General features: G+C 39.7%; 24 protein-coding genes and 2 pseudogenes. 19 read left to right on the forward strand and 7 right to left on the reverse strand.

Annotated features, from left to right (window positions below):
• Positions 1-18: 18 nt before the first annotated feature.
• From LKD46_RS02780 to LKD46_RS02835, 12 genes and pseudogenes are all read left to right on the forward strand, one after another.
• The gene (locus LKD46_RS02780) at positions 19-1,995 is read left to right on the forward strand and encodes an ATP-dependent DNA helicase (RefSeq protein WP_227573774.1); all 1,977 of its coding nucleotides are present in this window, start codon (positions 19-21) and stop codon (positions 1,993-1,995) included.
• Between the two features lie 169 nt (positions 1,996-2,164).
• On the forward strand, positions 2,165-3,283 hold the full coding sequence (locus LKD46_RS02785) for a tyrosine-type recombinase/integrase (RefSeq protein ID WP_015533399.1): 1,119 nt from the start codon (positions 2,165-2,167) through the stop codon (positions 3,281-3,283).
• Between the two features lie 12 nt (positions 3,284-3,295).
• Positions 3,296-5,047 (forward strand): tyrosine-type recombinase/integrase, encoded by a 1,752-nt coding sequence (locus LKD46_RS02790; protein WP_173703543.1) that lies wholly within the window; start codon positions 3,296-3,298, stop codon positions 5,045-5,047.
• Positions 5,040-6,557, forward strand: a complete 1,518-nt coding sequence (locus LKD46_RS02795; RefSeq protein ID WP_015535740.1) for a tyrosine-type recombinase/integrase — start codon at positions 5,040-5,042, stop codon at positions 6,555-6,557. Before LKD46_RS02790 ends, LKD46_RS02795 begins: the two co-directional genes overlap by 8 nt.
• Positions 6,523-6,906: a DUF6262 family protein gene (locus tag LKD46_RS02800; RefSeq protein ID WP_227573775.1), complete on the forward strand. Its 384-nt coding sequence runs from the start codon at positions 6,523-6,525 to the stop codon at positions 6,904-6,906. The genes LKD46_RS02795 and LKD46_RS02800 overlap by 35 nt, the downstream gene beginning before the upstream one ends.
• Positions 6,907-7,192: 286 nt before the next feature.
• A complete protein-coding gene (locus tag LKD46_RS02805) occupies positions 7,193-7,615 on the forward strand; it encodes a cupin domain-containing protein (RefSeq protein ID WP_008400007.1) in 423 nt (140 codons plus the stop codon).
• A 24-nt stretch (positions 7,616-7,639) separates the two neighbouring features.
• Positions 7,640-7,961 (forward strand): annotated as a pseudogene (locus LKD46_RS02810) (carboxymuconolactone decarboxylase family protein); the annotation flags it as partial.
• Positions 7,951-8,187, forward strand: a complete 237-nt coding sequence (locus LKD46_RS02815; protein WP_227573776.1) for a hypothetical protein — start codon at positions 7,951-7,953, stop codon at positions 8,185-8,187. The pseudogene LKD46_RS02810 and the gene LKD46_RS02815, both read left to right, overlap by 11 nt.
• Positions 8,082-8,348, forward strand: a pseudogene (locus LKD46_RS02820) (cupin domain-containing protein); the annotation flags it as partial. The gene LKD46_RS02815 and the pseudogene LKD46_RS02820, both read left to right, overlap by 106 nt.
• Positions 8,338-8,622, forward strand: a complete 285-nt coding sequence (locus LKD46_RS02825) for a helix-turn-helix domain-containing protein (RefSeq protein ID WP_227573777.1) — start codon at positions 8,338-8,340, stop codon at positions 8,620-8,622. The pseudogene LKD46_RS02820 and the gene LKD46_RS02825, both read left to right, overlap by 11 nt.
• A gap of 452 nt (positions 8,623-9,074) precedes the next feature.
• A complete protein-coding gene (locus tag LKD46_RS02830; RefSeq protein ID WP_110102401.1) occupies positions 9,075-9,497 on the forward strand; it encodes a MarR family winged helix-turn-helix transcriptional regulator in 423 nt (140 codons plus the stop codon).
• 14 nt (positions 9,498-9,511) lie between these two features.
• The gene (locus tag LKD46_RS02835) at positions 9,512-10,795 is read left to right on the forward strand and encodes a cytidylate kinase family protein (RefSeq protein ID WP_110102403.1); all 1,284 of its coding nucleotides are present in this window, start codon (positions 9,512-9,514) and stop codon (positions 10,793-10,795) included.
• A 151-nt stretch (positions 10,796-10,946) separates the two neighbouring features.
• On the opposite strand, the gene LKD46_RS16840 is transcribed toward LKD46_RS02835, so the two are convergent.
• Positions 10,947-11,186 carry a helix-turn-helix transcriptional regulator gene (locus LKD46_RS16840; RefSeq protein WP_110102405.1) on the reverse strand — a complete coding sequence of 80 codons (240 nt, stop codon included), beginning with the start codon at positions 11,184-11,186 and terminating at the stop codon, positions 10,947-10,949.
• 226 nt (positions 11,187-11,412) lie between these two features.
• Positions 11,413-11,868: an Rrf2 family transcriptional regulator gene (locus LKD46_RS02850; RefSeq protein WP_110102406.1), complete on the reverse strand. Its 456-nt coding sequence runs from the start codon at positions 11,866-11,868 to the stop codon at positions 11,413-11,415.
• 390 nt (positions 11,869-12,258) lie between these two features.
• Between LKD46_RS02850 and LKD46_RS02855 the strand changes: the two genes are divergently transcribed.
• Positions 12,259-12,885, forward strand: a complete 627-nt coding sequence (locus tag LKD46_RS02855) for a DUF3786 domain-containing protein (RefSeq protein WP_227573778.1) — start codon at positions 12,259-12,261, stop codon at positions 12,883-12,885.
• Here the strand turns inward: LKD46_RS02855 and LKD46_RS02860 are convergent.
• Positions 12,807-13,454, reverse strand: coding sequence for a TetR/AcrR family transcriptional regulator (locus tag LKD46_RS02860; RefSeq protein WP_227573779.1), 648 nt, complete (start codon positions 13,452-13,454; stop codon positions 12,807-12,809). The two genes, LKD46_RS02855 and LKD46_RS02860, sit on opposite strands and share 79 nt — an antisense overlap.
• A gap of 168 nt (positions 13,455-13,622) precedes the next feature.
• Between LKD46_RS02860 and LKD46_RS02865 the strand changes: the two genes are divergently transcribed.
• The 5 genes from LKD46_RS02865 (at position 13,623) to LKD46_RS02885 (ending at position 17,816) form a co-directional block, all read left to right on the forward strand.
• Positions 13,623-14,393 (forward strand): ATP-binding protein, encoded by a 771-nt coding sequence (locus LKD46_RS02865; protein WP_092070354.1) that lies wholly within the window; start codon positions 13,623-13,625, stop codon positions 14,391-14,393.
• A gap of 85 nt (positions 14,394-14,478) precedes the next feature.
• A complete protein-coding gene (locus LKD46_RS02870) occupies positions 14,479-15,411 on the forward strand; it encodes an AAA family ATPase (protein WP_015524504.1) in 933 nt (310 codons plus the stop codon).
• Positions 15,412-15,417: 6 nt separating this feature from the next.
• Positions 15,418-17,235, forward strand: coding sequence for a cobaltochelatase CobT-related protein (locus LKD46_RS02875; RefSeq protein WP_227573780.1), 1,818 nt, complete (start codon positions 15,418-15,420; stop codon positions 17,233-17,235).
• Positions 17,236-17,251: 16 nt separating this feature from the next.
• Complete coding sequence (locus LKD46_RS02880; protein ID WP_173775303.1) at positions 17,252-17,446, forward strand: hypothetical protein; 195 nt, start codon at positions 17,252-17,254, stop codon at positions 17,444-17,446.
• 22 nt (positions 17,447-17,468) lie between these two features.
• Positions 17,469-17,816, forward strand: coding sequence for a nucleotide-binding protein (locus tag LKD46_RS02885; RefSeq protein WP_330383230.1), 348 nt, complete (start codon positions 17,469-17,471; stop codon positions 17,814-17,816).
• Between the two features lie 226 nt (positions 17,817-18,042).
• Here LKD46_RS02885 and LKD46_RS02890 read toward each other — a convergent pair whose 3' ends face one another.
• Complete coding sequence (locus LKD46_RS02890; RefSeq protein ID WP_129974451.1) at positions 18,043-19,191, reverse strand: SLC13 family permease; 1,149 nt, start codon at positions 19,189-19,191, stop codon at positions 18,043-18,045.
• Positions 19,192-19,419: 228 nt separating this feature from the next.
• On the opposite strand from LKD46_RS02890, the gene LKD46_RS02895 reads away from it, so the two are divergent.
• On the forward strand, positions 19,420-19,596 hold the full coding sequence (locus tag LKD46_RS02895) for a hypothetical protein (protein ID WP_161215702.1): 177 nt from the start codon (positions 19,420-19,422) through the stop codon (positions 19,594-19,596).
• A 161-nt stretch (positions 19,597-19,757) separates the two neighbouring features.
• Here LKD46_RS02895 and LKD46_RS02900 read toward each other — a convergent pair whose 3' ends face one another.
• The 3 genes from LKD46_RS02900 to LKD46_RS02910 form a co-directional block, all read right to left on the reverse strand.
• Positions 19,758-20,999 (reverse strand): IS256 family transposase, encoded by a 1,242-nt coding sequence (locus LKD46_RS02900; protein WP_227573781.1) that lies wholly within the window; start codon positions 20,997-20,999, stop codon positions 19,758-19,760.
• Between the two features lie 119 nt (positions 21,000-21,118).
• On the reverse strand, positions 21,119-22,684 hold the full coding sequence (locus LKD46_RS02905) for an LlaJI family restriction endonuclease (protein WP_227573782.1): 1,566 nt from the start codon (positions 22,682-22,684) through the stop codon (positions 21,119-21,121).
• A gap of 16 nt (positions 22,685-22,700) precedes the next feature.
• A complete protein-coding gene (locus LKD46_RS02910; protein WP_227573783.1) occupies positions 22,701-24,335 on the reverse strand; it encodes an McrB family protein in 1,635 nt (544 codons plus the stop codon).
• Between the last annotated feature and the right edge of the window lies 1 nt (position 24,336).

The raw sequence follows: 24,336 nt of genomic DNA on the forward strand, positions 1-24,336 counted from the left end.
TTCTGGCAAGGAGAAGTAATGTGTTATAAAAATGAATATCAGAAAAGGGCACATGGCGAAGTGGAACAGATCTTTCGGGAGCTTCTACCGGAAGCCGGGCTTCACGTAAGAGAAGAACAGATCCGTCTCTGCCATGAAATGCTGGATGCCCTTATGAAAAATGAGATCACGCTCTGTGATGCAGGAGTGGGCATTGGAAAAACCTATGCCTATCTGACTGCCTGCATCCTGATGCGGAAATATAGTGTACTGCATTCCGGTTATTCGGGATGTGACAGGCGGCCTGTGGTGGTATCCACTTCCAGCATTGCCCTACAGAAAGCTATCATAGAGGAATATGTTCCTTTTTTATCGGATGTACTGTTAAAAGCAGATCTGCTTCAGGGAGAATTAAAGGCAGTTGTCCGCAAGGGAAAGGAACATTTTGTGTGCGATTACAGGCTGGCCCAAAGACTGGAGGCAGTCCGGGATAAGAATAAAAATCAGGCACAGATGGAGGCATTGAAGTCCCTCCGGCATAACTTTGATTTAGATTCCGTACATAACCTGAGCGGTTTTGACCGCAGGCTGGTGTGCGTACCGAAATTCTGCTCCAGGGAGTGTCCGGGGAAAGCAGGATGCCGTTATCAGAAATATTTGGATGTTTCCAAAAAAGAGGAAGTTTTTATACAGATATGCAATCACAATTATCTTCTGGCAGACGCCATGCACCGGATGAATGAATACCGGCCTCTGCTGGCAGATTACAGAGCATTGGTAGTAGATGAAGCACATAAGCTCCCAGAAGCTGCCAGCCAGATGTATGGGAGAAGTATTGGAAGAGAGGATGTGCAGGAAATCTCGCATTTCTTAAACAGGGAGCATAAAAGTTCGGAAGGTAAGAGACTACAGGATTGGTTTAATACACTTTCAATGGAAATCCGTAAGGATCAGGCCGGGATGGGAGATGACATAGCTGGAAAAGAAAATTTCTATTTTCCGGCAAAGTGCCGATCTTCTCTGGAGCAGGTAAGGGGGAATCTCAGTCTTATGCTTAAAAGACTTGCTGGAAATGTCCCTTACTGGATCTTCCGGCGGCTGGAAGAGATGGAAGAGCTGTTCGGCTGGTTTCTGAAGAAGGATACCAGATACGTTTTATTTCTTCAGCCAGACGGCAGGGGAGATCCTGTGTTTATGGCTGTTAGCAGAGAGATTCCAAGGTTTCTCCATGATTCCTTATGGGACAGGGGATTTCCCTCGATTCTCACCAGTGGAACTTTAAAAGCCGGAAATGGGTTTGTAAGGACCAGACAGATGACCGGGCTGGAAAAGAAAAGCAGAGTCCGGGAGTGTGTAGCAGAATCCCCATTTTGTTACAGAGAGAACTGTCTGCTTTATATTCCTGAGAATTTAAAAGCGACGCTCAAGGGAAGCCGGGAAGAGGCCGAGCAACTTGCAGGCCAGATCCGTGATCTGGTGTGTTCTACTTTTGGGCATACACTGGTACTGTTTACATCTTATACCCTGATGGGAAATGTGCAGCAGCTCCTGCGGGATCAGATCCCGTTCCCGATGGTGCAGGTATGGAGAAACTCACAGGAAGAAATCGCACGGTTTAAGAAGATGGAAAATGCCGTTCTGTTTGCAGCCGGCTCCTGTTGGGAAGGTGTGGATTTTCCGGGGGATATGGTATCGTCCCTGATCATTGTAAAATTGCCGTTTGCTGTACCGGATCCCATCCATGAAGCACAAAGGGAACAATACCGATCACTGGAATCCTACATTCAAAATGTTGTTGTTCCAGATATGCAGAAGAAACTGCGCCAGGGATTCGGACGGGCGATCCGGACGGAGCAGGACACCTGTGTAGTGTCCATTTTAGACCACCGAGCGGCAAAGAAAGGAAAGTACCGGGGAGATGTTCTGGACGCCCTGCCAAAGTGCCAGATGGCAGAAAAAATCGATGAAGTAGAGGACTTTATCCGAAGCCGGAAAGTGGAGCGTTACTACAGCTGATAACATCCGTGGTGTTGTTGGTTCTGCCCAGATCTGGACAGAAAATAAGACAAAAAGTTTAGTGGTATTTCAGGAGCGGTTTTGAACGAATTGGTGGTATTTGTGATAGCTTTATCGGCATGAGTTGGGTATACTGTGTATAGCGTTAGAGGAAAGGAAGTGAGCAGGAATGAGACGATATGAACTGGAAAAAGAAAGAGAGGGTTCCACCGTTTATTTCTTTATCAGAGATGTGGAAACACTGGATATCGTCCTGCTTCCAACCAAATATCTGATGCACAAGATACGGAGTAAATGTTCACCGAATACGGTGCGGCGCTCCGCACTTGCAATCCTGTACTATCTGGAATACATCCATGAAAAGAAAAAGGAATTGACAGACGTATATCAAATGCCTTATGTTGAACAGACAAATCACTTTGTGGAATTTTTATACTGGCTGAAAGCCGGGAAGCATACCAGAGATAAAAATCACAGATCTCCAAACAATGGAACCTGCAACGCATACTTAAGAGATGTGTTCAGGTTCTATCTTTTTATAGAAGAAGAGTACCAGCAGTTCGGGGAGCTGAAAGTCCTGTCCTATAATTATTTTGTAGCCGTGGATGCAGTAGGCGTAAAGAAAAGCATACGATCAAAGAGTTTCAAAGGCTATTTAAAAGAGGAAGAGCATAAGGCGAGAGCAGCAAAGAAAGATGAAATTGTGGAAATCTTGAAAGCGTGTACCAATATAAGAGATCGGCTTCTCATGCTGCTTCTGGCAGAGACAGGCTACCGAATCGGTGAGATCTTAGGAATTGATTACAGTAAGGACATTGATTATCAGAACCACATAATCCGGGTATATTTCCGTGAGGACAATGAAAATGGAGCGAGAGCAAAGAATGCAGAATACCGAAGTGCGAAGATCAGCAAAGATACCTTCGGCTTTTTAAATCTGTATATCGCAGAGTACCGAAAACTACTTCAGCACCAGACAAGCCTGTTTGTGAATATTTCCGGGGATAATATCGGAAAACCAATGAACGTGGAAGCAGTATACTCCATGCTAAAAAGAATGGATAAGAAAACAGGGATTAAGATCACGCCTCATATGCTCCGGCATTACTTTGGAAATGAGCGGAGAAAAGCAGGATGGTCGCTGGAACTGATACAGCTGGCCTATGGACACCGCCACATCCAGACAACCATCAATTATCTGGACATTGTGGATGATGAACTGCTGGATGCCAGCCAGGAATTCTACGAGAAACACTCCTCCCTGTATGGGATTGAGGAATTGCTATAGGAGGTGGTTTTTATGCCTGCGTTTTTACAGTCTTTTATAGAGGCAGAACAAGAACGGAGCAGGCGGATTGAGCAGCTACGAAAAGAAATCCGGGAGTTTGCAAAAGAGGAAGCAGGAAGTTCCATTACAGAACAGATTCTGCTGTTTCTGGCAGATGAGATGGTAGAACATCTTTCGGAAATAGATTATGAACTGCGAATGAAATTTGAATTATACATAACACCGCTGATAAAGCGAAATTACATTTACCGATATACCGGAACGTTCGACCGGATACGGCAGGCGTACATCCGGGAACGGATGAAAACTCCGGCTGGACAGAGGGAATGTGAATGGAAATATAAAAATGAAATACTTTTTGTTCCATACCACTCAGATCCTGTAATCGTAAAGAGTGTGGAAACGGTACGGTGTCGGAGCAACATGGTCTGGAATTTTAAAGCGGCAGCCAGTGAGAAACTGAAACGTCAGATTTTTACCGTGCTGGAATATATTCTGGAGAATTATGAAATTTCCAGACTGAGGGAATATAAACTGACCGGGCTACAGCTTTTTTACGAATTTTGCATCCGGGAGCAGATTACAGATATCCAGCTTCTGGAGCTGGAACAGGAAACAGCATTTCAGGACTACCTGAAGCAGAAAGTCGAGAAAGAGCAACGGCGAAAACGACTGAAGAGCATTGTGGAAACTGCCCGTAAAGTGATTTTTATAGAAACTGATGAAACAAGATGGGATGCTACCATCTGGTATTTAGAGCGGTTTCGTATTGCCAAAGAAAGAATAAACCAGAGTGACAGTATAGAAAAAATATCATTTCAGGAAGTTTTACAGCCCAAGAATCGATTGCTGCTTCAGGAATATATGAAGTACGAAATTGGAATCGGAGAACTGGCGCTCAGTACGGTGTACGAAAGATTCCGAACCATTCGAAATTTTTTGCAGGAGATCAGCGAACTGGAAGTTACCAAGTGTGATGCCAGCCTGATTGATGTATATTTAAAGAATTTGCAGAATGGTGCTATGGGAGCAAAGACATTTAATACCAATGTTTCGGGAATACAGTTTTTTATGAAATTTCTGGAAGTAAAGGGGTATATAAAAAAGGTTCCGTTTTATGCATCGTATTACTTGGAAAAACAGATCCCAGTCCACCATGACAGAAGTGTGGAAGAGGATGTGTATATGGAAATTATCCAAAACCTCTCACAGTTTCCTGAACACCTGAGAATGATGTTTTTACATCTCTGGTGTGTGGGACTCCGGATCAGTGAGGTCTGCACCTTAAAAGGGGATGCGTATTATATCCAGAATGGTGACTGCTGGATGAAGGTCTACCAGGTGAAAATGAAAAATTATAAAAGGGTTCCCATTCCGGTAACATTGTATCGTCTGATGCAGGTTTATCTGAAAAAGCACCCTACCGAAAAAGAAGCATACATTTTTCGGAATCGGAAAGGTGGAGCATTTTCCAAAAGCACCTTCATGGGGCAGATGAAAAAATACTGCTCCCAGATAGGCATACAGAATAGAGAATATATTTTTAAGTCTCATGATTACCGACATACCGTAGCAACCAATTTTTATGAGCATGGCGTATCAATCCAAAGCATCCGGGACTATCTGGGACATACGTTTGAGGAAATGACCATGCAGTATATAGATTATATGCCAAGAAAAATTGCTAAAGAAAATGACGCATACTTTGAGGAAGAGGAAAACAGCCTGCTTGCCTGTATGCAGAAAGGAGAGAAGCATGGATAATAAACTGAAATTCCAACAACTGGAATGTTATAAGCTGGCTACCGATGAGCAAAAGGAAAAGCTGAATAAGGAACAATATTTTGATCTGGATAAACTGCCGGGAAACCAGCTTCAGACAGAATTTGTCGAATACATTTACTACCGTGGAACGCAGGTATCCATCCTGACCATAAAAAGGGAAAGGCATTATTTTAACAGCTTATGTGAATTTTTTCAGAAGTCGTCCCATCAGGAAAACAGCCTGCTTGACAGAGAAAAAGACTTCTGGATAAAGCAGTTGAAAATGTGGATGATACAAAACGGTAGGGCTTTGACGAAGCATAAAGTGACGAACATTCAGACTGAATCGGTGGAAAAAGCTGCCCTGATCCGGTATTTTGAAAGCCTTCTGGAATTTACACTGGACCGATCAGAAACCAATGAGCTGGCAAAGGATATCTGGCATCTGGAAAGGCTTCCGCTTATCCTGCGGACAAATCCGATTGTCAACCATAAGACACTAAATTTCAGAGGAATCCGGCAACCAGATATTCGGGAAGAAGTAAAAAAAGCAATTTACCATCATCTGAAAACCGAAGCCCTTGGCAGTATAAAACGTGAACTGTCCGCCATGAATAAATTTTCAAAGTATTTGGATGAAAAGCATTCCAAGATCAGCACCTGCGAAGAGATTGACCGGGAGATCATAGAACAATTTTTAATCAACATCAAGGTAGAATCAAACGGAGGGAATGGCATCCGGGATGACCTGCTAAAGCTTCGAAATGTGCTGGAAACAATCGGAAAAATTTATGATTTTCCACATCTTACAAAACTGTTTTTAAAATCTGATTTTCCGCCAGAACGGAAAGCAGAATTCAAATCTTATTCGGACAGTGAGCTGAAAAGACTGAATGCCCAGATTGTAAAAATGGAAGAGCAGATAGCAAGGGCAATGATCATCCACCAGATGCTTGGAACCAGAATTTCCGACACGCTGACCTTGCGGAAAGACTGCCTTTATAAACATGACCGTCAGGATATGATTATCATATACCAGCCGAAAACAAGAAGATATGAAAAACCGATCAGCCGGGAGCTGGCACAGCTGATTGGAAAGGCAGTCAGTTATGCAAATGAGCATTATCCTGAAAGCATTTATATCTTTGCGGACGAGAACAAACCGGAGAGACCAATCAGTTACCAAACCTTGCAGGATAAAGTGCTTCGAATGATCTATGAAAAAGATATCCGAGATGACAGCGGGAAATTATTCGGATTTGGAACGCATATGTTCCGGCACTGTTATGGGGTAAAGCTGACAGAACTCCATGTGGATGATTGGACCATAGCAAAGCTCCTGGGTCATAAAGGAGTGAAAAGCGTCCAGTACTACCGGAAAATGAGCAATCAGCGACTGGCAGATGAGACAAGGGAAGTAAGAAATCTTATGTCACAGATTATCTTAGCAAATCTGGACGGATGGGGAGAAGAATATGAGCAAATACGACAAGATGCTGGAATTGAATAAAAGAAAGAGCGAAGAAAAAGTGGAACGGGCAGTCCTGACAATACGGACAATGGTGTTGGAGAGAGAAAAGGTGTCCGTACCAGCACTGATGCAAAAGACTGGTTTATCTAGAGGATTCTTTTACAAGAATCCGATTGTAAGAGGTGAGATTGATACAGCAATGGAACAGCAGGCTGGTATGGTGGATCCAAGGAGAAACATTATCAGTCAGGCGATGGAAGCGGAAATGAATCTGCTCCGGCAACAGCTACAGAAACTGAAAAGCGAAAATGAGAATCTAATAAAGGAAAACCAGAAGTTAAAAAAAGCACTATCCAAGAAAGAGTTGAATCTTATCAAACAGATTTAAGCTATATCATAATGCAAAGTAGGTCTGCCAGAATACAGCAGATCTGTTTTGCATTGTGATATAGAAACAGATTATGCTTAAAAGGCATTAAGCAACCCATAATAATGGGTATTGGACATAGAAAGCAATATGGGAGTATGATGATACCGATAAGAAATAGAGTGTACCTGAAATGCAAACTGTCACAGAAAAATTATGAACTTTATGTAAAAAGTTGCAAAATCTATTGACCTAGAGCTTACTTCAGGTTGTACCATAAAATAAAAAGAGCAAGGAGGAATTTTTTATGGATATCGAACAGATGAAAAAAGACTTAGGTGGAGGTAACGTATTTCCAATCGGTGAAGAAAACGTAGCATTCGCAAAGTATTTTACAGGTGAATGCTATTTGAATATGCTTACAACAGAGAGAGTACCAGTTGGTCTGGTTACTTTCGCTCCGGGAACAATCAATGCATACCACATCCATCATAAAGGTGGACAGATCCTTCTGGTTACTGGTGGAAGAGGATGGTACCAGGAAGAAGGAAAACCAGCTCGTGAATTGAAAGCTGGAGATGTAGTAAATATTTCACCAGAAGTAAAACACTGGCACGGGGCAGCGAAAGACAGCTGGTTCCAGCATTTGGCTGTTGAAGTTCCAGCAGAGGGAGCTTCCAACGAATGGCTGGAGTTTTTACCAGAAGAAGAGTACAACAAATTACCATAAATAAAAAGACGGAGGTTTGATGTCATGGCAAAGATTACACAGACAGCAGGAAGAAATGCTCTGGGAACATTTGCACCGGAGTTTGCACATTTCAACGATGATGTTCTGTTCGGAGAGAACTGGAACAATGAAGATATTGATTTAAAGACAAGAAGCATTATCACAGTCGTAGCACTGATGGCACAGGGAATTACAGATTCTTCTTTAAAATTCCATTTACAGAATGCAAAGGATCATGGGGTAACACAAAAAGAAATCGCAGCGATTATTACTCACGTAGCATTCTATGCAGGATGGCCAAAGGGCTGGGCAGTATTCAACCTTGCAAAAGAGGTTTGGAACGAGGAAGAAACAGAAAAATAACCTGGCAGAAACTGCTCGTCAGGACAGATTCGCACAAAGCACAGATGTGTATGCCGTTAAAGCCAGCAACTACAAGAGATTGCGGAGAGGTAGTCCAGTTTAATGCAGGAATAACTGGCATATTCATCATGCAAAAAGCGGAGGCGGACAGATTCTTATCTGCATTGCAGGACGTGGATACTATCAGGAAGAAGGAAAAGAAGCAGTAGAAATGAAACCCGGAGATTGTGTCAATATTCCGGCAGAAGTAAAACACTGGCATGGAGCAGCACCAGATGAATGGTTTTCACATCTGGCAATTGAAGTACCGGGAGAAAAAACATCATCCGAATGGTGTGAAACAGTAACGGATGAGATATATGGAAAATAAACTTGATGCAGTCCAGTACTATCAGGATCACAAAGATCTCGGAATACGTGGATGTGCAGAAAATCTTGGCATCGGATACAGCACATTAACAAAATGGCTGAAAGACTTCCGGGAATCAGGTGATATTCCTGTTCGTGGTTCTGGTAATTATGCATCTGATAAGCAGAAGGAAATTGCCCGTCTCAGACGTGAATTACGTGATGCCCAAGATGCACTTGATGTGTTAAAAAAGCAATCAACATTCTGGGAAAATGACGGAAGTCATTTATTTTGAAGTGTCTGAGAAGACGGAAACTGCCAAAAAGGCTGGATGCCGGGTTTCCGTCTCCGGGATGTTGAAATTTTTAGGTGTCTTTCGCTCAGGATTACATGTAAGTATAGATGATGTTTGGGATGCAACATGATAGAAGAGCTGTAAGATTTTGAAAAGAAAATCTTATGGCTTTTTTTGCAAACAAATAGAAGAGGAAAATAGTGTTAAAATGTAAAAAAATATTTTACAATAATAAAAAAGAAAAATGCTGATGAGGTATCAATTACGATTTAGTTTGAGCTAATATCATGGTATTACCCTGAAACAAAGACACTATATTATCAAGAGGGTAATACATTGTACAAGATTCCAATATACTAAAAAAGTTATTGACATACGCCACAAATATAGTTATAATTCCAAATGTTTGAATTATAACTATTTATATGATAAAAGAAGGAGCTAAATAATAAATGGATGATTCATTTCACTACCTGTCTATGATAAACCATATGACTGTCCAGAAAAAACTAATGGAACAGCTGGCAGACACAGGCCTTACCTTGGGACAGCCCAAAGTATTGGATTACCTGAAAGATCGCGATGGTGCCAGCCAGAAAGAGATTGCGGCAGGATGCCTCATCGAGGCAGGATCTTTAACGTCCATTTTGAACCGTATGGAAGAAAAAGGTCTGATCGAAAGAAAAATGCTCAATGGAAACCGTCGTACTTTTCATATTTTTATGACAGAATCCGGAAAGAAAAATCAGAAGCTTGTGGAGGAGGCTTTTAAGAAAATAGAAAAAACTGCATTAAATGGTATTTCCGAAGAAGAGCAGAAGTTGTTTATGGATATTTTTTGCCGGATCTATCGAAATCTTGCAGATATGAAATGAGGAGGAAATAAAAAATGGAGAAACTAAAACGATATTTAATATTTCTGGTGGGATTGTTTGTAAACTCCCTGGGAGTCAGTCTGATCACAAAGGCAAACCTAGGAACATCCCCGATTTCATCAATTCCTTACGTATTAAGTCTTAATTTTCCATTTACACTTGGAAATTTTACCATCTTTTTCAGTATCTTTCTGATCGTACTGCAGTTGATCATCCTGAGAAAGAACTTTAAATTGGAGCACATCCTTCAGATTCCGGTATCCATCATATTTGGATATTTTATTGATCTTACCATGATTCTTTTTTCCTGGGTCAATCCGGAAGCGTACATCATGAAGATTGTATATCTTCTCATGGGATGTCTGATTCTTGGCGTAGGTGTATATATGGAGGTCTTGGCAGACGTTGTCATGCTTCCGGGAGAATCTTTTGTCCGTGCTATTGTTCTTACATGGAAAACAAATTTCGGAACAACCAAGATCTGTTTTGATGTATCCATGTCAGTGATCGCTGCTGTACTTTCTTTCGTATTTGCAGGAAGACTGGCTGGTGTAAGAGAAGGTACCGTTATTGCTGCCCTTCTGGTAGGCTTTATCGCTAGACTCATCGGTAAGAAACTTGTATTCCTGAAAGATATGATTTTCCCGGAAAGCGTATCTGCAGAAAACGAGAACGAAGCAAAAGAACAGACAGCAGGAACCTATGGAAAAAATGTTATCGCCATTGGAAGACAGTTTGGAAGTGGCGGCCACGATATTGGCAAGATTCTTGCAGAAAAGTTGGGATATGATTTTTATGATGCGGAGATTATCCAGATGACAGCAGGAACCACCGGATACACACCGGAATTTATCAAGAAAAACGAAGAGATCATGACAAACAGTCTCATCTATGATCTGGTTAATCAGATGTATCTGAATGCGGATATGCAGGATGAAGCACCGAAGGATAAGATTTTCGAGGCAGAATGTCAGGTTGTACGTAATCTTGCGAAAAAAGGCAACTGCGTGATAGTAGGCCGTTGTGCAGATTACGTTCTCAGAAATTCCGGAAACTGTCTGAAAGTATTTTTTTCAGCGCCTCTTGTGAGCAGAATTAGAAGAGTGGCACAGAGACAGAATATCTCCGAGGGAGAAGCCAAAGCTACGGTTCAGAAAAATGAAAAACTCCGTGCAGATAACTACCGTTATTACACCCGCCGTATGTGGGGTGCAGCCGGAAACTTTGATCTCAGCCTGAATACAGATTTGGGAGAAGAATATATTGAGAACTGCATCCGCAGTGCTATGAAACTGTAAAAATATATAAAGCCTTATAATATTTGTCGTAAATGATATAGCCCCTTAAGGAACAGTCAATCTAAAAATCATATTTGAGGGACATATTATTTGCAGTAATATTATAAGGCTTTTTCTTTTCTATTGTATACAGATAAGACACATACAGGACTTATAAAGTATTTCGGTATTCCGCTGGTGTCATATGGAACTTTTTCTCAAAAATTTTATAAAAATGCGTAATGTTGGAATAACCGATCTCTTCCATGACAGCAGTAACAGAACGATCAGGCTGCTTTAACATTTTCGCCGCTCTGGACAGACGTATATTCTGGATAAGAGAAGAAAAAGTCTGTCCCGTATAATTTTTTAGGATAAAAAGCAGGAATCCTCGGCAATCAATTACCGAGATGAAAGCGTAAACTGTGCATGTCTACACTCATAATAAATGAAAAGATTGCAGAAAAGTACAACACAACACCAGAAGAGGTACGCAGAGAAATGCAGATAGCCATAGATGCAAGATTTGATAATCCTGATCCGGCTGTGCAGGAAGTATTTATGGGAAACCTGAATCCGGTCATAAGGAAGGTGAACCGGATGTAGTAGGAACACTTTCCGTAAATCGGGATGAAAATTTAACCGTGATGGCTAACCGGGGAGATATTGAGGATTGATGTTCGCTGATAATAGGTATCTATGATATCCTGTAAAGTAATCATATTCATTTTTTCTTCAGCAGTTTTTTGGATTTCATTATAGAATTCCTGTAAAGACAACTGAATATTAATGCCAACGCCGCAATCAGGGTTGGTATGAGTATCTAAATGAAGCAGCGGCTTCTCACCTTCAACTGCTTTATAAATATCCAGCAATGTAATCTGATCTGCAGGTTTTGAAAGAGAAGGACGGGCATGTCCGGCTACACTGGTCATAAGTCCGGCTTTTTTTAGTTTTAACATAAGCTGGCGTACAAAGCCGGGATTTGTATGGACACTTTCTGCAATTGAGGCACTGGAGAGAGATTTTTCCTGGTTGATAGCAATCAGAACCATCACATGAACAGTATCGCTTAATTTTGTTGAATATTTCATGATAAGAAACTCCTTATAGTATGATATAATGATTTTTTTCACATTTTTGAGACAAAAATATTTCTGGTTTGTCTAAAACATTTCAAGTTCTCAACAGTTCTTTTCAATGTGTTGAGAAACTGTGCATATTTATTATTTTGATGATTGTAAATAATATAATTACAACTATAATGAAATTTAAAGGAAAAGTCAACACAGTAATGAAACTTACGGAGGAGTGTATAATATGCTGATCGTAGACAAATCTATGAAACTATGACTGAGGTAATGAGTTTTGTCCAAGAATGGATAAAAGAGAATCCGGACAAAGTTAGATTTATGAGAACACTAAAATCCTTGTATAAACATTGATTATTACATGATACTATAAATGTTCACAAAGGAGAGCTTATGGAATACAAAAATCAAACAGAAAATCGTGCATTTCAGGAAATGTTGCAGTCAGCAGTAAAACGGCTGCAAAATCGTTCCGGAGAGGATCTTGCTGCAAAAAGTGGGGCTGTTTTTCATAGCAGTCGAAATGTGCTTGAAGTACTGAGTTTTTATGAAACGATTGAAATTCAACTCCCTGAGTTTCGTATTAACTCAAACATGGACGAATGGCATTATCTGACATTGCTGCATTATCTGGATATGGCCGATGGAACAGAAGGTTCACAGAAGCTCATTACTTTTGGTAACCTGAAAGATGGATTGATTCGAGGAACCAAGTTTGACCGGACTGCAGAGCAGAAACTGGAAAAGCTTTTGCAGGATAAAGATCCTGAGAAAATTCAGAAAGCATGTAAAAACCTGGGTGCAGAATTCACAGAGACAAAGGCGGATTTGTGTGCTGTTTTTCCAGTCCTGCCAAGATATCCGGTAACTTTAAAGATATGGTTTGCAGATGAAGAATTTCCTGCATCTGGCAAAATATTTCTTCAGGATCATGCCGATCATTATCTGAGTGTAGAAGTTGCGGTAACAGTTGGAGAAATTTTGCTGCAAAAATTATCGGAAGCATTTTCTTCCCTCTGATCATGGATCAGAAAACTTTCCAGTCCGGCTTTGATAAATTTGTCAATTGTTGTCTGAATCTGTTTCCAGTCATTACAGTGATTACGTAGCATCAGTCTGTTGATGGAAAGGCAGCCATTCATTTGAAAATAAAAAACCGATTCTGCCTGCTCAAAGGTCAGGAGGCTGTGTGACATAAGCCAGGTCACATAGCCTTCTTTTGTATTTTCTGCTAATTTTTCCAGAAGAATGGGGGCAATTGCATCATCCAGAAACAGTGCCCTGTATTGTGATTCCATCTGTATTTTCTGACAGAACGGATAGGAACAGCTTTTTTGATTTAGACAGAATAAATGATCTACAGTTGTTAACATATCCTGAGTCATATCATTAAAAATATCTGATAATACATCATGGATATCGTAGTAATGAAGATAAAAAGTGCCACGGTTGATTTCAGCATTTTTGCAGATCTCTGTAACTGTAATTTTCGTAAAACTCTTCTGTTTTAACAATTCTAAGAACGTATCTTTTATGGTTTGCCTGGTATAGCGGGTACGGCGATCTTGTTTTCTCGTTTTTTCTGACATTATATACTCCTGTATGAATTGGTATCATATGATTCCTCAACAATTTTTCTGATGTGTTGAGTAGCCATACAAATCTCACAGATTGATTATTGTAATTTATATAGTAACAACTATAATGAGATTTAAAGAAAAAGTCAACAGATTGTTCAGAATTTTAGGAGGAAAAACATGGGACATGTAATTGCTGTATCAGGAAAAGGCGGTGTAGGGAAAACAACCCTTTGTGGATTGTTGATTCAATATTTATGTGAAAATGGAAAACATCCGGTTTTAGCTGTAGATGCAGATGCAAATGCGAATTTGAATGAAGTGCTCGGCGTTGAACCGGAGATTACACTCGGAGAACTGAGAGAAGAGATTGAACGTGCAGGAGTTGATCCACGGTATCAGATTCCGACAGGAATAACAAAACAGGCTTATCTGGAAATGCGTCTCTCCGATGCAATTGCAGAAGAAGATGATTATGATTTGATGGTAATGGGGCGAACCCAGGGACAGGGCTGCTATTGTTTTGTAAATGGTCTTGTGCAGACCCAGGTTCAGAAACTGCAAAGCCATTATCCATATATTGTGGTTGATAACGAAGCAGGTATGGAACATATCAGCAGAGGAATCCTGCCAATGATGGAAGTTGCGATTCTTGTAAGTGACTGTTCCAGAAGAGGTGTTCAGGCGGCCGGACGTATTGCAAAGCTGATGAAGGAGTTAAACTTTAAACCACAGAAAACCGGATTGATCGTGAATCGTGTTCCAGATGGAAAACTGGATGCCGGAACTCTGGAAGAAATCCGAAATCAGGGACTGGAACTGTTAGGGGTTGTACCACATGATGACCAGGTATATCAGTATGACTGTGCTGGAAAGCCGATCATACGGCTTCCGAAAGATTCTCCTGTAAGAAGTGCACTGGGAGAAATTGTAAAGAAATTAGGATTGTGAGTTGGAGGATTGAAAGTTTGAAGATTAAGTAAACAGAAATATTATCTGATTTGGTATAACCAATTGCAAAGAAAGGAAAATCCTCATGAGAAATCATTGGACAGAAATAGAAAAATATTTAGAAGACCAGAAGATAGCGCAGGAACTGATTGGAGAACTGAGAGATTTTCACATGCGTTATGAGGTAAAGGATCAGGTAAAGGAACGGGTAGAAAAACCGGATATCCTATTTTATGGGAAAAAGATTCTGGAAATGTCAATAGCAGCGCTTCTTCAGGGAGATAACCTGTTACTTTCCGGTGCGAAAGCTACAGGAAAAAATGTACTATGCGAGACACTGGCATGGATATTCGGAAGACCGGAATACGACATTTCTTTTCATGTAAATACAGACAGTGCCGATCTGATCGGAACGGATACCTTTATAAATAATGAGGTTCGCCTTCGGAAAGGCCCCATCTACCAATGCGCGGAATTTGGAGGATTTGGAATCCTGGATGAAATCAATATGGCAAAAAATGATGCGGTTTCTGTATTGCATGCCACACTGGATCATCGGCGCAGAATCGATATTCCAGGATATAACAGGATTTTACTTCATCCGGCAACACGATTTATCGGCACGATGAATTATGGTTACGCAGGTACCAGAGAGCTAAATGAAGCATTGGTTTCAAGGTTTATGGTAATTGATATGCCTGAAATGGATGAGGATAGTGTCCTTTTTGTATTAAGACAACATTTTCCAGATGGGAAAAAAAGTGCACTGAAAGCCTTTGCAGGACTGTTTCTGGATTTGCAGATCAAAGCTTATCATGGAGAAATCTCAACAAAATCTCTTGACCTGAGAGGATTGGTTTCTGCTGTAAAAGCAACAAGAAGCGGACTTTCTCCAATTGATGCAATCCAGATGGGGATCATAAATAAAAGTTTTGATGTATTTGAAAAAGAGATCGTAGAAGATGTGGTTTCTACCAGAATCCCATCTTCCTGGACCGGAAAAGATATATGGGGGTAAGCTTGTATGGAGGATGTCAGATGGCCGGCGGAACAACTGGAAGAACATCGTCTGGAGATCAGCAATCGTATCAGAAATCTTTTTTGGACAGTCAGTGGTGATTATGATATGGAATTTGAACCGGATACAGAAAAATATGTTTATTCAAAACAAACAGTTCTGTATGAGGCAGTGAAGCAGGGTGCCTTTGCACGATATTTTGATCAGAAGAAACTTGGCATGTATTTGATGAAAAAATTACATTTTTCTGCTGGAGAAGATATGCTTTTGCCTCTTGCCGGATTATGCATGGATGCTGCAGTGAATCGTTTTATCATTCGAGAACGTTTGGGAACAAAGGAAATCAGAGAACGGGCGTTCAGAGAATTGGAAAAGGCCGAGGAAGAGCAGGTATCAGACAAAGCTGGAACAGACCTGATTCACAGGATTAGGCTTCTGTATATAAGGCATGTTCTGGAGAACACAGACGATGAGGGAATGGATCCACAGGCAGAGATTGCATTGTACAAGATTCTTTCTTTGAAGGATGCGGAAAATACGGAAGAGGTCATAAACGTGATAGATGAGATTTATAATCATGTTCTGGATCCCTCTTTTGAAAAAAGGAATGGAAATCTGGAGAAGATTCTGAATTTACCGGATATGGCATTGGCCAATGACGCGTGGCAGGAATGCATGACGGATGAACAGATGGAAGACATCATTCAAAAATATCTTTCTAATCTCAAAAAAAAGATGATGAGTCTGGATATCAGAAACAAAAAGAAAAAAAGATTTTATTTCTCTCCGGAAAATGAAGAAGTTCCGGAAAACTCGGAGAATATAAATCCACAGGCAGTGCGACGGATACGGGAATATGTGGAACTGAATTACGGAAAATCGTATCTAAGTGAATCGGAGCAGGCCAGAGTCAACCGGAAATTTTGTACAGGAATCCACAAAAACTGTATCCTGTATCTTACAGATGGAATTTTACAGAACCCTGTGATAAAAAATAATCAATACCGTTTTTCTCAGCTGCAGTTTGAAAAAAATAAAGCCTATTATGGAAATAATCACTGGATCATCAAAAGAAATATTTCTGTGTTGGCAGAGTCACTGAAACGGGCACTTATAATCCGAAAGGATGATTTTGTCAGCAGATCTGATGCAGGGCAGCTTGTTCCTGAAAGGTTATGGAAAATTGGAAGAACAGACGATGACAAGTTATTTAATAGAAAAAAGAGATCAGAAGATTCTGAGTTTGTAATAGACGTCCTGATTGATTCCAGTGGTTCCCAAGCTGGCAGACAGGCTCAGGTAGCGGCGCAGGGATATATTATCAGTGAAGCATTAAGCCAGGCAGGAATTCCTCATCGGGTGACAGGATACTGTGCTTTCTGGGGATATACAGTACTTCAGAGATTTCGGGATTATGAAGATCCAAGGGAAACAAATGAAAGAATTTTTCAATTTCGGGCATATGCCAATAACAGAGATGGGCTTGCACTGAAAAACGTTTGTTCCTCTCTCATGGAGCGACCGGAAAAAAATAAGATTTTAATCGTATTAAGTGATGGAAAACCATGTGATATGAGCATACAACGACCAGGAACCCGCCAGCCCAAGATCTATGACGGAGAAGGAGCTGTGAAAGATACTGCATATGAGGTGCGCCGAGCCAGAAATCAGGGAATTTTCGTAATTGGTATTTTTGTAGGGAATGAAGAAGAACTCTCCGTGGAAAAGAGAATCTATGGAAAAGATTTTGCCTATATTCGTAATATCAGCAATTTTTCCCGTATGGTAGGAACTTTTTTGCGAAGACAAATTGATATGGAATGAAAATGGAGGAATCACTATGGGTAAAATTGGATTTGCCAATTGCCAGGATGTAAGAAATCAGAAAAAGATACGGGAATTAGATTGTCCACGCTGTCATGAAACGGGAGGCATTGAAGCCTTTGTGAAAGACGGAATACTTGCAGAGGATGGAGTATGTGATAACTGCGGATATATTCTTCCAGAAGGAACAGAACTGGAGGAAGTGGAGTAAGAAGCATTTAAGGAGATAACAGATGAAAATTGCTGTAACTGGAAAAGGCGGAGTAGGGAAAACCACGATATCTGCAGTATTAGCACGGCTGTATGCAGAAGAAGGGAAAAAAGTATTTGCTGTAGATGTGGATCCAGATGCAAATCTTGGACTTGCACTGGGTTTTTCAGAGGAAGAACTGGAGAGTATTACGCCTATCAGTAAAATGAGAAGGTTGATTGAGGAGAGAACAGGTGCAGATAAAAGTAATACTTTTTATAAAGTCAATCCAAAAGTGGATGATATTCCTGAAATTTACGGAAAAGAAAATAATGGTGTTCGACTTCTGGTTCTGGGAACTGGTCCTATGTCAAGATTTAGTACAAGTTAAAAAAACAAAATATCTGCTGTTGGAGCAAACTCATTATACATCAGAAAGCCCTGTACGATATTTTTTTATGAAAAAGTTGTAAAGTGGTGTAAAGATTAATGATCTTTGTATTGGCACCGAAAATATATTTATTTCTCCGCGGCTTTTCTTCCAGGATGTGAGAGTGCCGCGGAGAATTTTTTGCGAAGAAAGAATTGCTATAGCTTTTGTAATTCCGGGAAAACCTTTATCTAAGAAAAAAATACAATATTAACATGAATATCATGAATATAATATTGGAGGCTGTGAATATTCCCAAATACTTCCCTCTCAGATTCCTGTTTTCTTTTGCAATATATTTGAAACTTATCAGGCTTGCCATGGATGCAATCAGAGTGCCGAGACCTCCAATATTGGTTCCGACAATTAAAGCCCGGTAATTATCTGTAAAGCCGGATAAAAGAAGCGCAGCGGGAACATTGCTCATAATCTGACTGGCAAGAACAGCAGTAAGTGTTTCCCTTCCTGCCATGATTCTTTCCAGAAAACTGCTGAATTGCGGAATCCTTCCAAGGTTGCCGATAAAAATAAATAATGCGATAAAGGTGGCAAGCAGGGAGTAATCCACCCTGCTTATATTTTCCCTGTTTCTTAGCAGCATATATATAAGAACCAATACAAGAGGAATCTGGTATGGAATGATACGTGCAACAGTGAGCAGGCAGATTGTAAATAAGATCAGGTAAGCGGCCAGGTATTCCATGTTAAGTTCTTTTCTGTCAGAGAATCCCAAAAGAGTTTTATCTTTTTCGGAACCGCATGCGTGAGGTGCTTTGGCAGCAGCTACCTGTATCCATATCAGAAGAATGATAAGTGCTGTGGCGGAATAGGGAAGCATCAGGGTTATTAATTCTGCCGCGGACATCCCTGCTCTGGCATATAGATAAAGGTTCTGCGGATTTCCGATTGGTGTGAGCATGCTTCCGAGATTAGCAGCGATTGTCTGCATGGCTACTATTTTAAGAAGCCAGTAATTGCCCAGTTCCTTTGGCAGTTTATGCACAATGATCAGTGCAAGAGGAACAAAAGTAATCAATGCCACATCATTGGTGATCACCATTGACAGGAAGAAACATAAGAGTACCAACAGCCTGATCACACCCACAGTTCCCGATGTTCCCATAAGCAATTTTTTGGCAAGTATATCAAAAACACCAACAGCCTTCAAACCAGCTACAATTGCCATCAAACAGAATAGGAGCCCGAGAGTCCTGAAATCGATATAAGTAAAATAAGCCTTATCCGGTCTGACCCAGAACATAGAAAGAAGCGCCAGGATCACTGCAATTGACAAAACGGTTTCTTTCCTGAAAAAAACATATAATTTTTGTAACATAATATTTCCTTTCCGGTCTGATACGATCGCGTATAAGTATATCACAGAAACATCCAGAAAAAAAGAATATCATTTTGTATTGTGGATTGTGTTTGCGATTACCGCCTCATTCCTGTATAATAAAAATGTTATCAATGGCGACATCATTTCAAAAGTTCAGAATATGAAAGGAAAACGTTTTGGAAGAACTATACAGAAAATATCAGGGAAAAACAATAAAAGATGACTATGGGAAAAAATTCCAAGGAATTTATAGATTTTGCAAATGACATGAAAAAGAGCATGAAAATTAATGCCGCAAAATATGGATTAAGGCTTATTACCTTTGAGACGGGGCATTACGATATGTGCGGATATTTTAAGGACAACGAAACAAAAAAAGTATGCATATTTTTCATTCCATGAAGAGACTGTGAGAAAAAGTCTGTAAATAAGATTCTTCTATGATATGCAAGGGTGGCAAGCCTGAAAATCAGGCTTCTCACCCTTGTTTTATATATAACAGTTATTGAATGGCATGTCAAGAGCAGGCGGTTTTCCGCCCGTCTTATTCGCCTGTTTATTCGTTACTCTGGGAGGCGTCCTTCGTACATAATACTCAGTTCACCATACACCTGTGCCCAGTTGCGGATCGTACTGGTCCATTTCTTCGTAGCTTCAAATGTGGCAAGATACAGTGCCTTTAATAGAGCTGTATCGCTTGGAAATACGCTTCTCTGGCGATTCAGTTTCCGGTAGGTAGAATTCAGGGATTCAATAGCATTTGTAGTATAAATCACCGTTCTGACCGTCGTTGAAAATTTAAAGATCGGCGAGATTGCGTCCCAGTTATCCTTCCAGCGCTTCATGGAATTCGGATATTTCGGTGTCCATTTTTCTGTTACACGCTCTAAGGCTGCCAGAGCTTTCTTTTCATCCGTGGCCTGATAAATGGTTTTCAGATCTGTAGCGAAGGCTTTTCTGTCTTTATCCGGGACATATTTCAACGTGTTTCTTACCTGGTGTACAATACAGCGCTGGTATTCCGTCTTTGGAAAAGCTGCTGCGATCGCTTCTTTGATTCCGGTTAAACCATCGGCACAGATGATTAATACATCTTTGACACCACGATTTTTCAGTTCATTCATAATAGAAAGCCAGTATTTTGCGCTTTCATTATCGCCAATACTGATGGTTAAAACTTCTTTTTTTTCTTCCGTGTTGATTCCCAGAATCACGTAAGCAGCAAGCTTTCGGATCACGCCATTATCCCTTACAGAATAATGGATTGCATCAATGTAGAGAATGGGATAGACCTCGTCCAGTGGCCGGTTCTGCCAGTCTTCGATCTGTGGCAGGATCTTATCAGTCACATCAGAAATAAAGCTTTCAGAAGTTTCAAAGCCATAAATATCTTCGATGGTTTCGGAAATCTGCCGGGTAGTCATTCCTTTGGCATACATGGAAATGATCTTCTGATCAATATCGGAAATATCTTTCTGACGTTTTTTCACAACCTGTGGTTCAAACGTTGATTTGCGATCCTGTGGCACTTCGATTTCCATCGAGCCATACCGGCTGTTGACCTGTTTCCGCTTATAACCATTGCGAGAATCATCATTATCTGAGCGTTCGGATTTTTCGTAACCAAGATGATCATCCATTTCAGCTTCCATCATTTCCTTAATGGTGCCGCCTAAAAGATCCTTGAGCGCATCCTGAATGTCTTCTGCAGATTGGATATCGTACTCTTCCAGGAGCTGATGGATGATGTTTCGTTTTCCTTCTGTCATTTGTACACGATGTACAGGTTTCTTTTGTCTTGCCATAATAAAAGGCCCTCCTAATGATATTTATTGTATCATAGAAGAACCTTATAAACATTATTTTACAGAAAAAGTTTCATACTCTCGCAAGAACACAGGGATTGTGGCTTTTACTAACATAGCTATTGCAAGTCGGCTAAATTTGCAGTTGTGTTATTGAGATAGTGATTGAACATAAAAGTAGGTGAAAGCATACGAACCTCGACTACACCTAGACCAATATTAACATCTAAGTCTTTAAGTACATTGAATTTCACATAGCCCATTACTTTAGGATCGTTCTCGCGTTGTGGCATGAGAAAATAATTTTTTACTTCCACTGTTTGATGTTGAACCTCGCGAAGTTGCTTCAGTATGTCTTTGTATGCAATGAAATACATGTATTGTTTTGCCACATCCTCAACACCAGGTTGACCTTCAATTTTATTATCAGTCCATACAGGGCAGTAGTACTTGGCATCTAAGATATAAAAAATATAGTGATTTCTCTGCCCTGTATTTTCGAATCTTAAATAATCAGGTTTTAAAGTAGCGGTAGGAAGCCCGGTACTTCCTTTTTTATATTTTTTCCATATTGGTTGCTTTATTAGCTCAACTAAAGTCGGTGGTTTTTGTGCAAATTCCTTATTTATAACGGAGTAATCTATATTAGGCTCAATCTCTGTTACGTCAGGATGTCTGGATTTATCAGCTTTTTGACTTTTGAATACTTTTGCGCATACTTCTTCCCAAATTAAGTTGAAAGAACGAGTTCCTATAAGTTGGATTTCAGTATCACCAACAAGTATTTTACTACTCTTGAAATATAATTTCATAGCTTTTAATACCATTATCTTTCGATCATCAAATGTCTCCGATAAAGCTAAATCTAATTTTTCAAGAATATAATCAGTGTCACCAAATGAATCTATTTCATCATCTGAGATTTCAGCATACGGTAGGCTAAAAAAATCACTTAATCCAGCAGCATCTATTTCATAGGAACAGGATGTTACAACATAGGCATGCAGTCTTTTAATAAAATCGTAATCATCACATACATTGCGTTGGGTGTATAATTCGACATACAAAGGCCTGTTATCTGTGATAATAGGATATGTATCATCGATTGTTTTTTGCCACAAAATATTATCACTACCATTTATTTCTATAATAGCTTCATCTGTTTCATAAGGACCGTTCGTAGCGTAATCTTCAAGTAGAAATAACATTACAGATAAGGTGTTCGGTTTGCCGTTATCATCTTCATCAACAAATAAATTTATATCTCGAATATCCTGTTTTGTTTTTTCTCTACTATACTTTTCAATAACACGTACAACTTGTGTTAATTCTTTTTGAGGCTCATAAGTTGGAAGAGCAGTGGCGCTTCCGATATATTTGGGATAAACATATATTATTCGATTTTGGCATATGGCTATGCCCACAAAGGAAAATTTATATCTTTTAGTATTTGCAACAAGATCGCTATCATCATAATTTTCAAATTCGATATCGGCTTCATCAGGTTGTTGTTTTTTTTCGGCTTTTAAAATATTTCTACTGAGTAATTCCTTTATATAAGATTTCAAATGCCTAGAGGCTTCTTCCTCTGTGGAGTAGCTTTCTTTATTGAAAAGAAACATCTCCTTAATGCTTTCGATGGAATAATACCAGTCTTCCCTTACATAAGCGGAAATAACAGACATAGTATCAACTCCTTAATTAGTGTGTTAAATCGATTCTTTTATTATTTCGTTCTGTTTCTTGATTGGCATATTCTTTAGTCCTAAAATTGTCACCAAAAATACCAAGACCTATTCGTCTAAACTCTGAGCAGACAAAAGAATATCTGTTTAGCTTTTCTTTCGGGCGAATGCCTTCAAATAGGTCTGGTCGTTTGGTCTTTGCAGCATCTTCAAATAGGTACATAAGCACTTTGTCACAGAACAATTTAATGAAATCTGCATCTTTCGTTGCAGGAGAAAAGATACTATTGCAACTCGCATCTAATATTTTTATAAAGAAAGGTCCCATTAGTTTATCTTCATGCATTCTTATTTTTTCATTTGAAAGTTTCAGATTTATTGCTCTTCTTAGAACATTCCATTCAATTGGTCCATCGGCTAAGTTGAATGTGTCATTTTGATTCTCTACAGGTGTTACATGACCTCCGCTTCCAGGAATTGGTACAATTTTAAATTCTTCATCATCTACACCAATATAATTAAATCCCCATCTACGTTTGAATGCAGTATCCATAGGAAATACACCTTGGTCAGCGCTGTTCATAGTAGCATAGATATACATATTGTTTGGAATACGCAACTCAGAGTAATCATTTGACGATCCGCCAAAAGTATCGGCCAAGTATGCTCTGACATCTTCACTAGCATTGATCGAGTATTCACTTTTGCCGCTGTCGTCTCTATCTAAAAGTTGAAACATATCTCCAAATACGGCAGCAGCCTTTGCACGATTTATTTCTTCTATAATAAGGTAAAAATTTTCGGGTGTGTTGGTTAATCCACTTTCTAATGCTTTTTTTAATATTCTCATAAATGGACCGGGAACGAATTTATATGTAATTGTGCCACCAATTTCAATAGGTTTGTAAGTTCCAACAAATTGAGAGTAAGAATAGTCTGCAAAAAAAGTAACTCTTTCGTAATTTGTTGACGAAACGCCCAAATCATCAAGTTTTTTCTTGAAACCATAGCTTTTCCCTGTTCCAGGTGCTCCAAATGCAATTATGTTTTTCTTATCAGTATTTGTGTTTGGTTCATAGTTGAAAGCTCTTAATGCAGTTACAAAATATGGCCTCAAATCAAACATTCCAAAGTATTCTTTCATTTTTGTGGTCAAATTAGTGGTTCTATTTTTGATTCTTATGAAAGATGCCTGGAAGATGCTACAGGTATGGTCTGATTTATTACATCTTACATAGTCTTGTGGACCGTGGGTGGCGGTATAATTATCTAACCATTCGTATAGGCTTCTGATATCCATACGACCTGACATATTGTTCATATTTGTTTCAATAGAAATAATGTATTCATCTAGTGTGATATTGGACATGTATGCTACATATGTCATTGCTTTACTATAAATAGTCAAACAAAAAAAGCGTTTTCCTTCGGTGCGTGCAGTCTTAAAGGCTTCAACTGCCTTGTCTGCAAAGATTCTGATTTGTGGCTTTGATCTATTTGTGCCAGTGATAGAAACATCGACATATGAGATGATTACATTTTCTCCGGAAGGGAGTATAATTTCATCCATATTCAAACTACTATTTCGTATAGTTCTTGTATATCCTAATTGATTGTCTATATAGTCTCTTATAATATCTGTTGAATTCATA

The sequence above is a fragment of the Blautia fusiformis genome (genome assembly GCF_020686995.1).
Classification (GTDB): Bacteria; Bacillota; Clostridia; order Lachnospirales; family Lachnospiraceae; genus Blautia_A; species Blautia_A fusiformis.

Bases quoted from the DNA above. Each gene is read 5' to 3' on its own strand.
- LKD46_RS02795 (WP_015535740.1), top strand. From the start codon at position 5,040: ATGGATAATAAACTGAAATTCCAACAACTGGAATGTTATAAGCTGGCT.
- LKD46_RS02800 (WP_227573775.1), top strand. From the start codon at position 6,523: ATGAGCAAATACGACAAGATGCTGGAATTGAATAAAAGAAAGAGCGAA.
- LKD46_RS02870 (WP_015524504.1), top strand. From the start codon at position 14,479: ATGAGAAATCATTGGACAGAAATAGAAAAATATTTAGAAGACCAGAAG.
- LKD46_RS02895 (WP_161215702.1), top strand. From the start codon at position 19,420: ATGGGAAAAAATTCCAAGGAATTTATAGATTTTGCAAATGACATGAAA.
- LKD46_RS02890 (WP_129974451.1), bottom strand. From the start codon at position 19,191: ATGTTACAAAAATTATATGTTTTTTTCAGGAAAGAAACCGTTTTGTCA.
- LKD46_RS02885 (WP_330383230.1), top strand. From the start codon at position 17,469: ATGAAAATTGCTGTAACTGGAAAAGGCGGAGTAGGGAAAACCACGATA.
- LKD46_RS02850 (WP_110102406.1), bottom strand. From the start codon at position 11,868: ATGAAATATTCAACAAAATTAAGCGATACTGTTCATGTGATGGTTCTG.
- LKD46_RS02780 (WP_227573774.1), top strand. From the start codon at position 19: ATGTGTTATAAAAATGAATATCAGAAAAGGGCACATGGCGAAGTGGAA.
- LKD46_RS02825 (WP_227573777.1), top strand. From the start codon at position 8,338: ATGGAAAATAAACTTGATGCAGTCCAGTACTATCAGGATCACAAAGAT.
- LKD46_RS02860 (WP_227573779.1), bottom strand. From the start codon at position 13,454: ATGTCAGAAAAAACGAGAAAACAAGATCGCCGTACCCGCTATACCAGG.
- LKD46_RS02910 (WP_227573783.1), bottom strand. From the start codon at position 24,335: ATGAATTCAACAGATATTATAAGAGACTATATAGACAATCAATTAGGA.
- LKD46_RS02905 (WP_227573782.1), bottom strand. From the start codon at position 22,684: ATGTCTGTTATTTCCGCTTATGTAAGGGAAGACTGGTATTATTCCATC.
- LKD46_RS02900 (WP_227573781.1), bottom strand. From the start codon at position 20,999: ATGGCAAGACAAAAGAAACCTGTACATCGTGTACAAATGACAGAAGGA.
- LKD46_RS02805 (WP_008400007.1), top strand. From the start codon at position 7,193: ATGGATATCGAACAGATGAAAAAAGACTTAGGTGGAGGTAACGTATTT.
- LKD46_RS02835 (WP_110102403.1), top strand. From the start codon at position 9,512: ATGGAGAAACTAAAACGATATTTAATATTTCTGGTGGGATTGTTTGTA.
- LKD46_RS02830 (WP_110102401.1), top strand. From the start codon at position 9,075: ATGGATGATTCATTTCACTACCTGTCTATGATAAACCATATGACTGTC.
- LKD46_RS02880 (WP_173775303.1), top strand. From the start codon at position 17,252: ATGGGTAAAATTGGATTTGCCAATTGCCAGGATGTAAGAAATCAGAAA.
- LKD46_RS02785 (WP_015533399.1), top strand. From the start codon at position 2,165: ATGAGACGATATGAACTGGAAAAAGAAAGAGAGGGTTCCACCGTTTAT.
- LKD46_RS02855 (WP_227573778.1), top strand. From the start codon at position 12,259: ATGGAATACAAAAATCAAACAGAAAATCGTGCATTTCAGGAAATGTTG.
- LKD46_RS02790 (WP_173703543.1), top strand. From the start codon at position 3,296: ATGCCTGCGTTTTTACAGTCTTTTATAGAGGCAGAACAAGAACGGAGC.
- LKD46_RS02865 (WP_092070354.1), top strand. From the start codon at position 13,623: ATGGGACATGTAATTGCTGTATCAGGAAAAGGCGGTGTAGGGAAAACA.
- LKD46_RS02875 (WP_227573780.1), top strand. From the start codon at position 15,418: ATGGAGGATGTCAGATGGCCGGCGGAACAACTGGAAGAACATCGTCTG.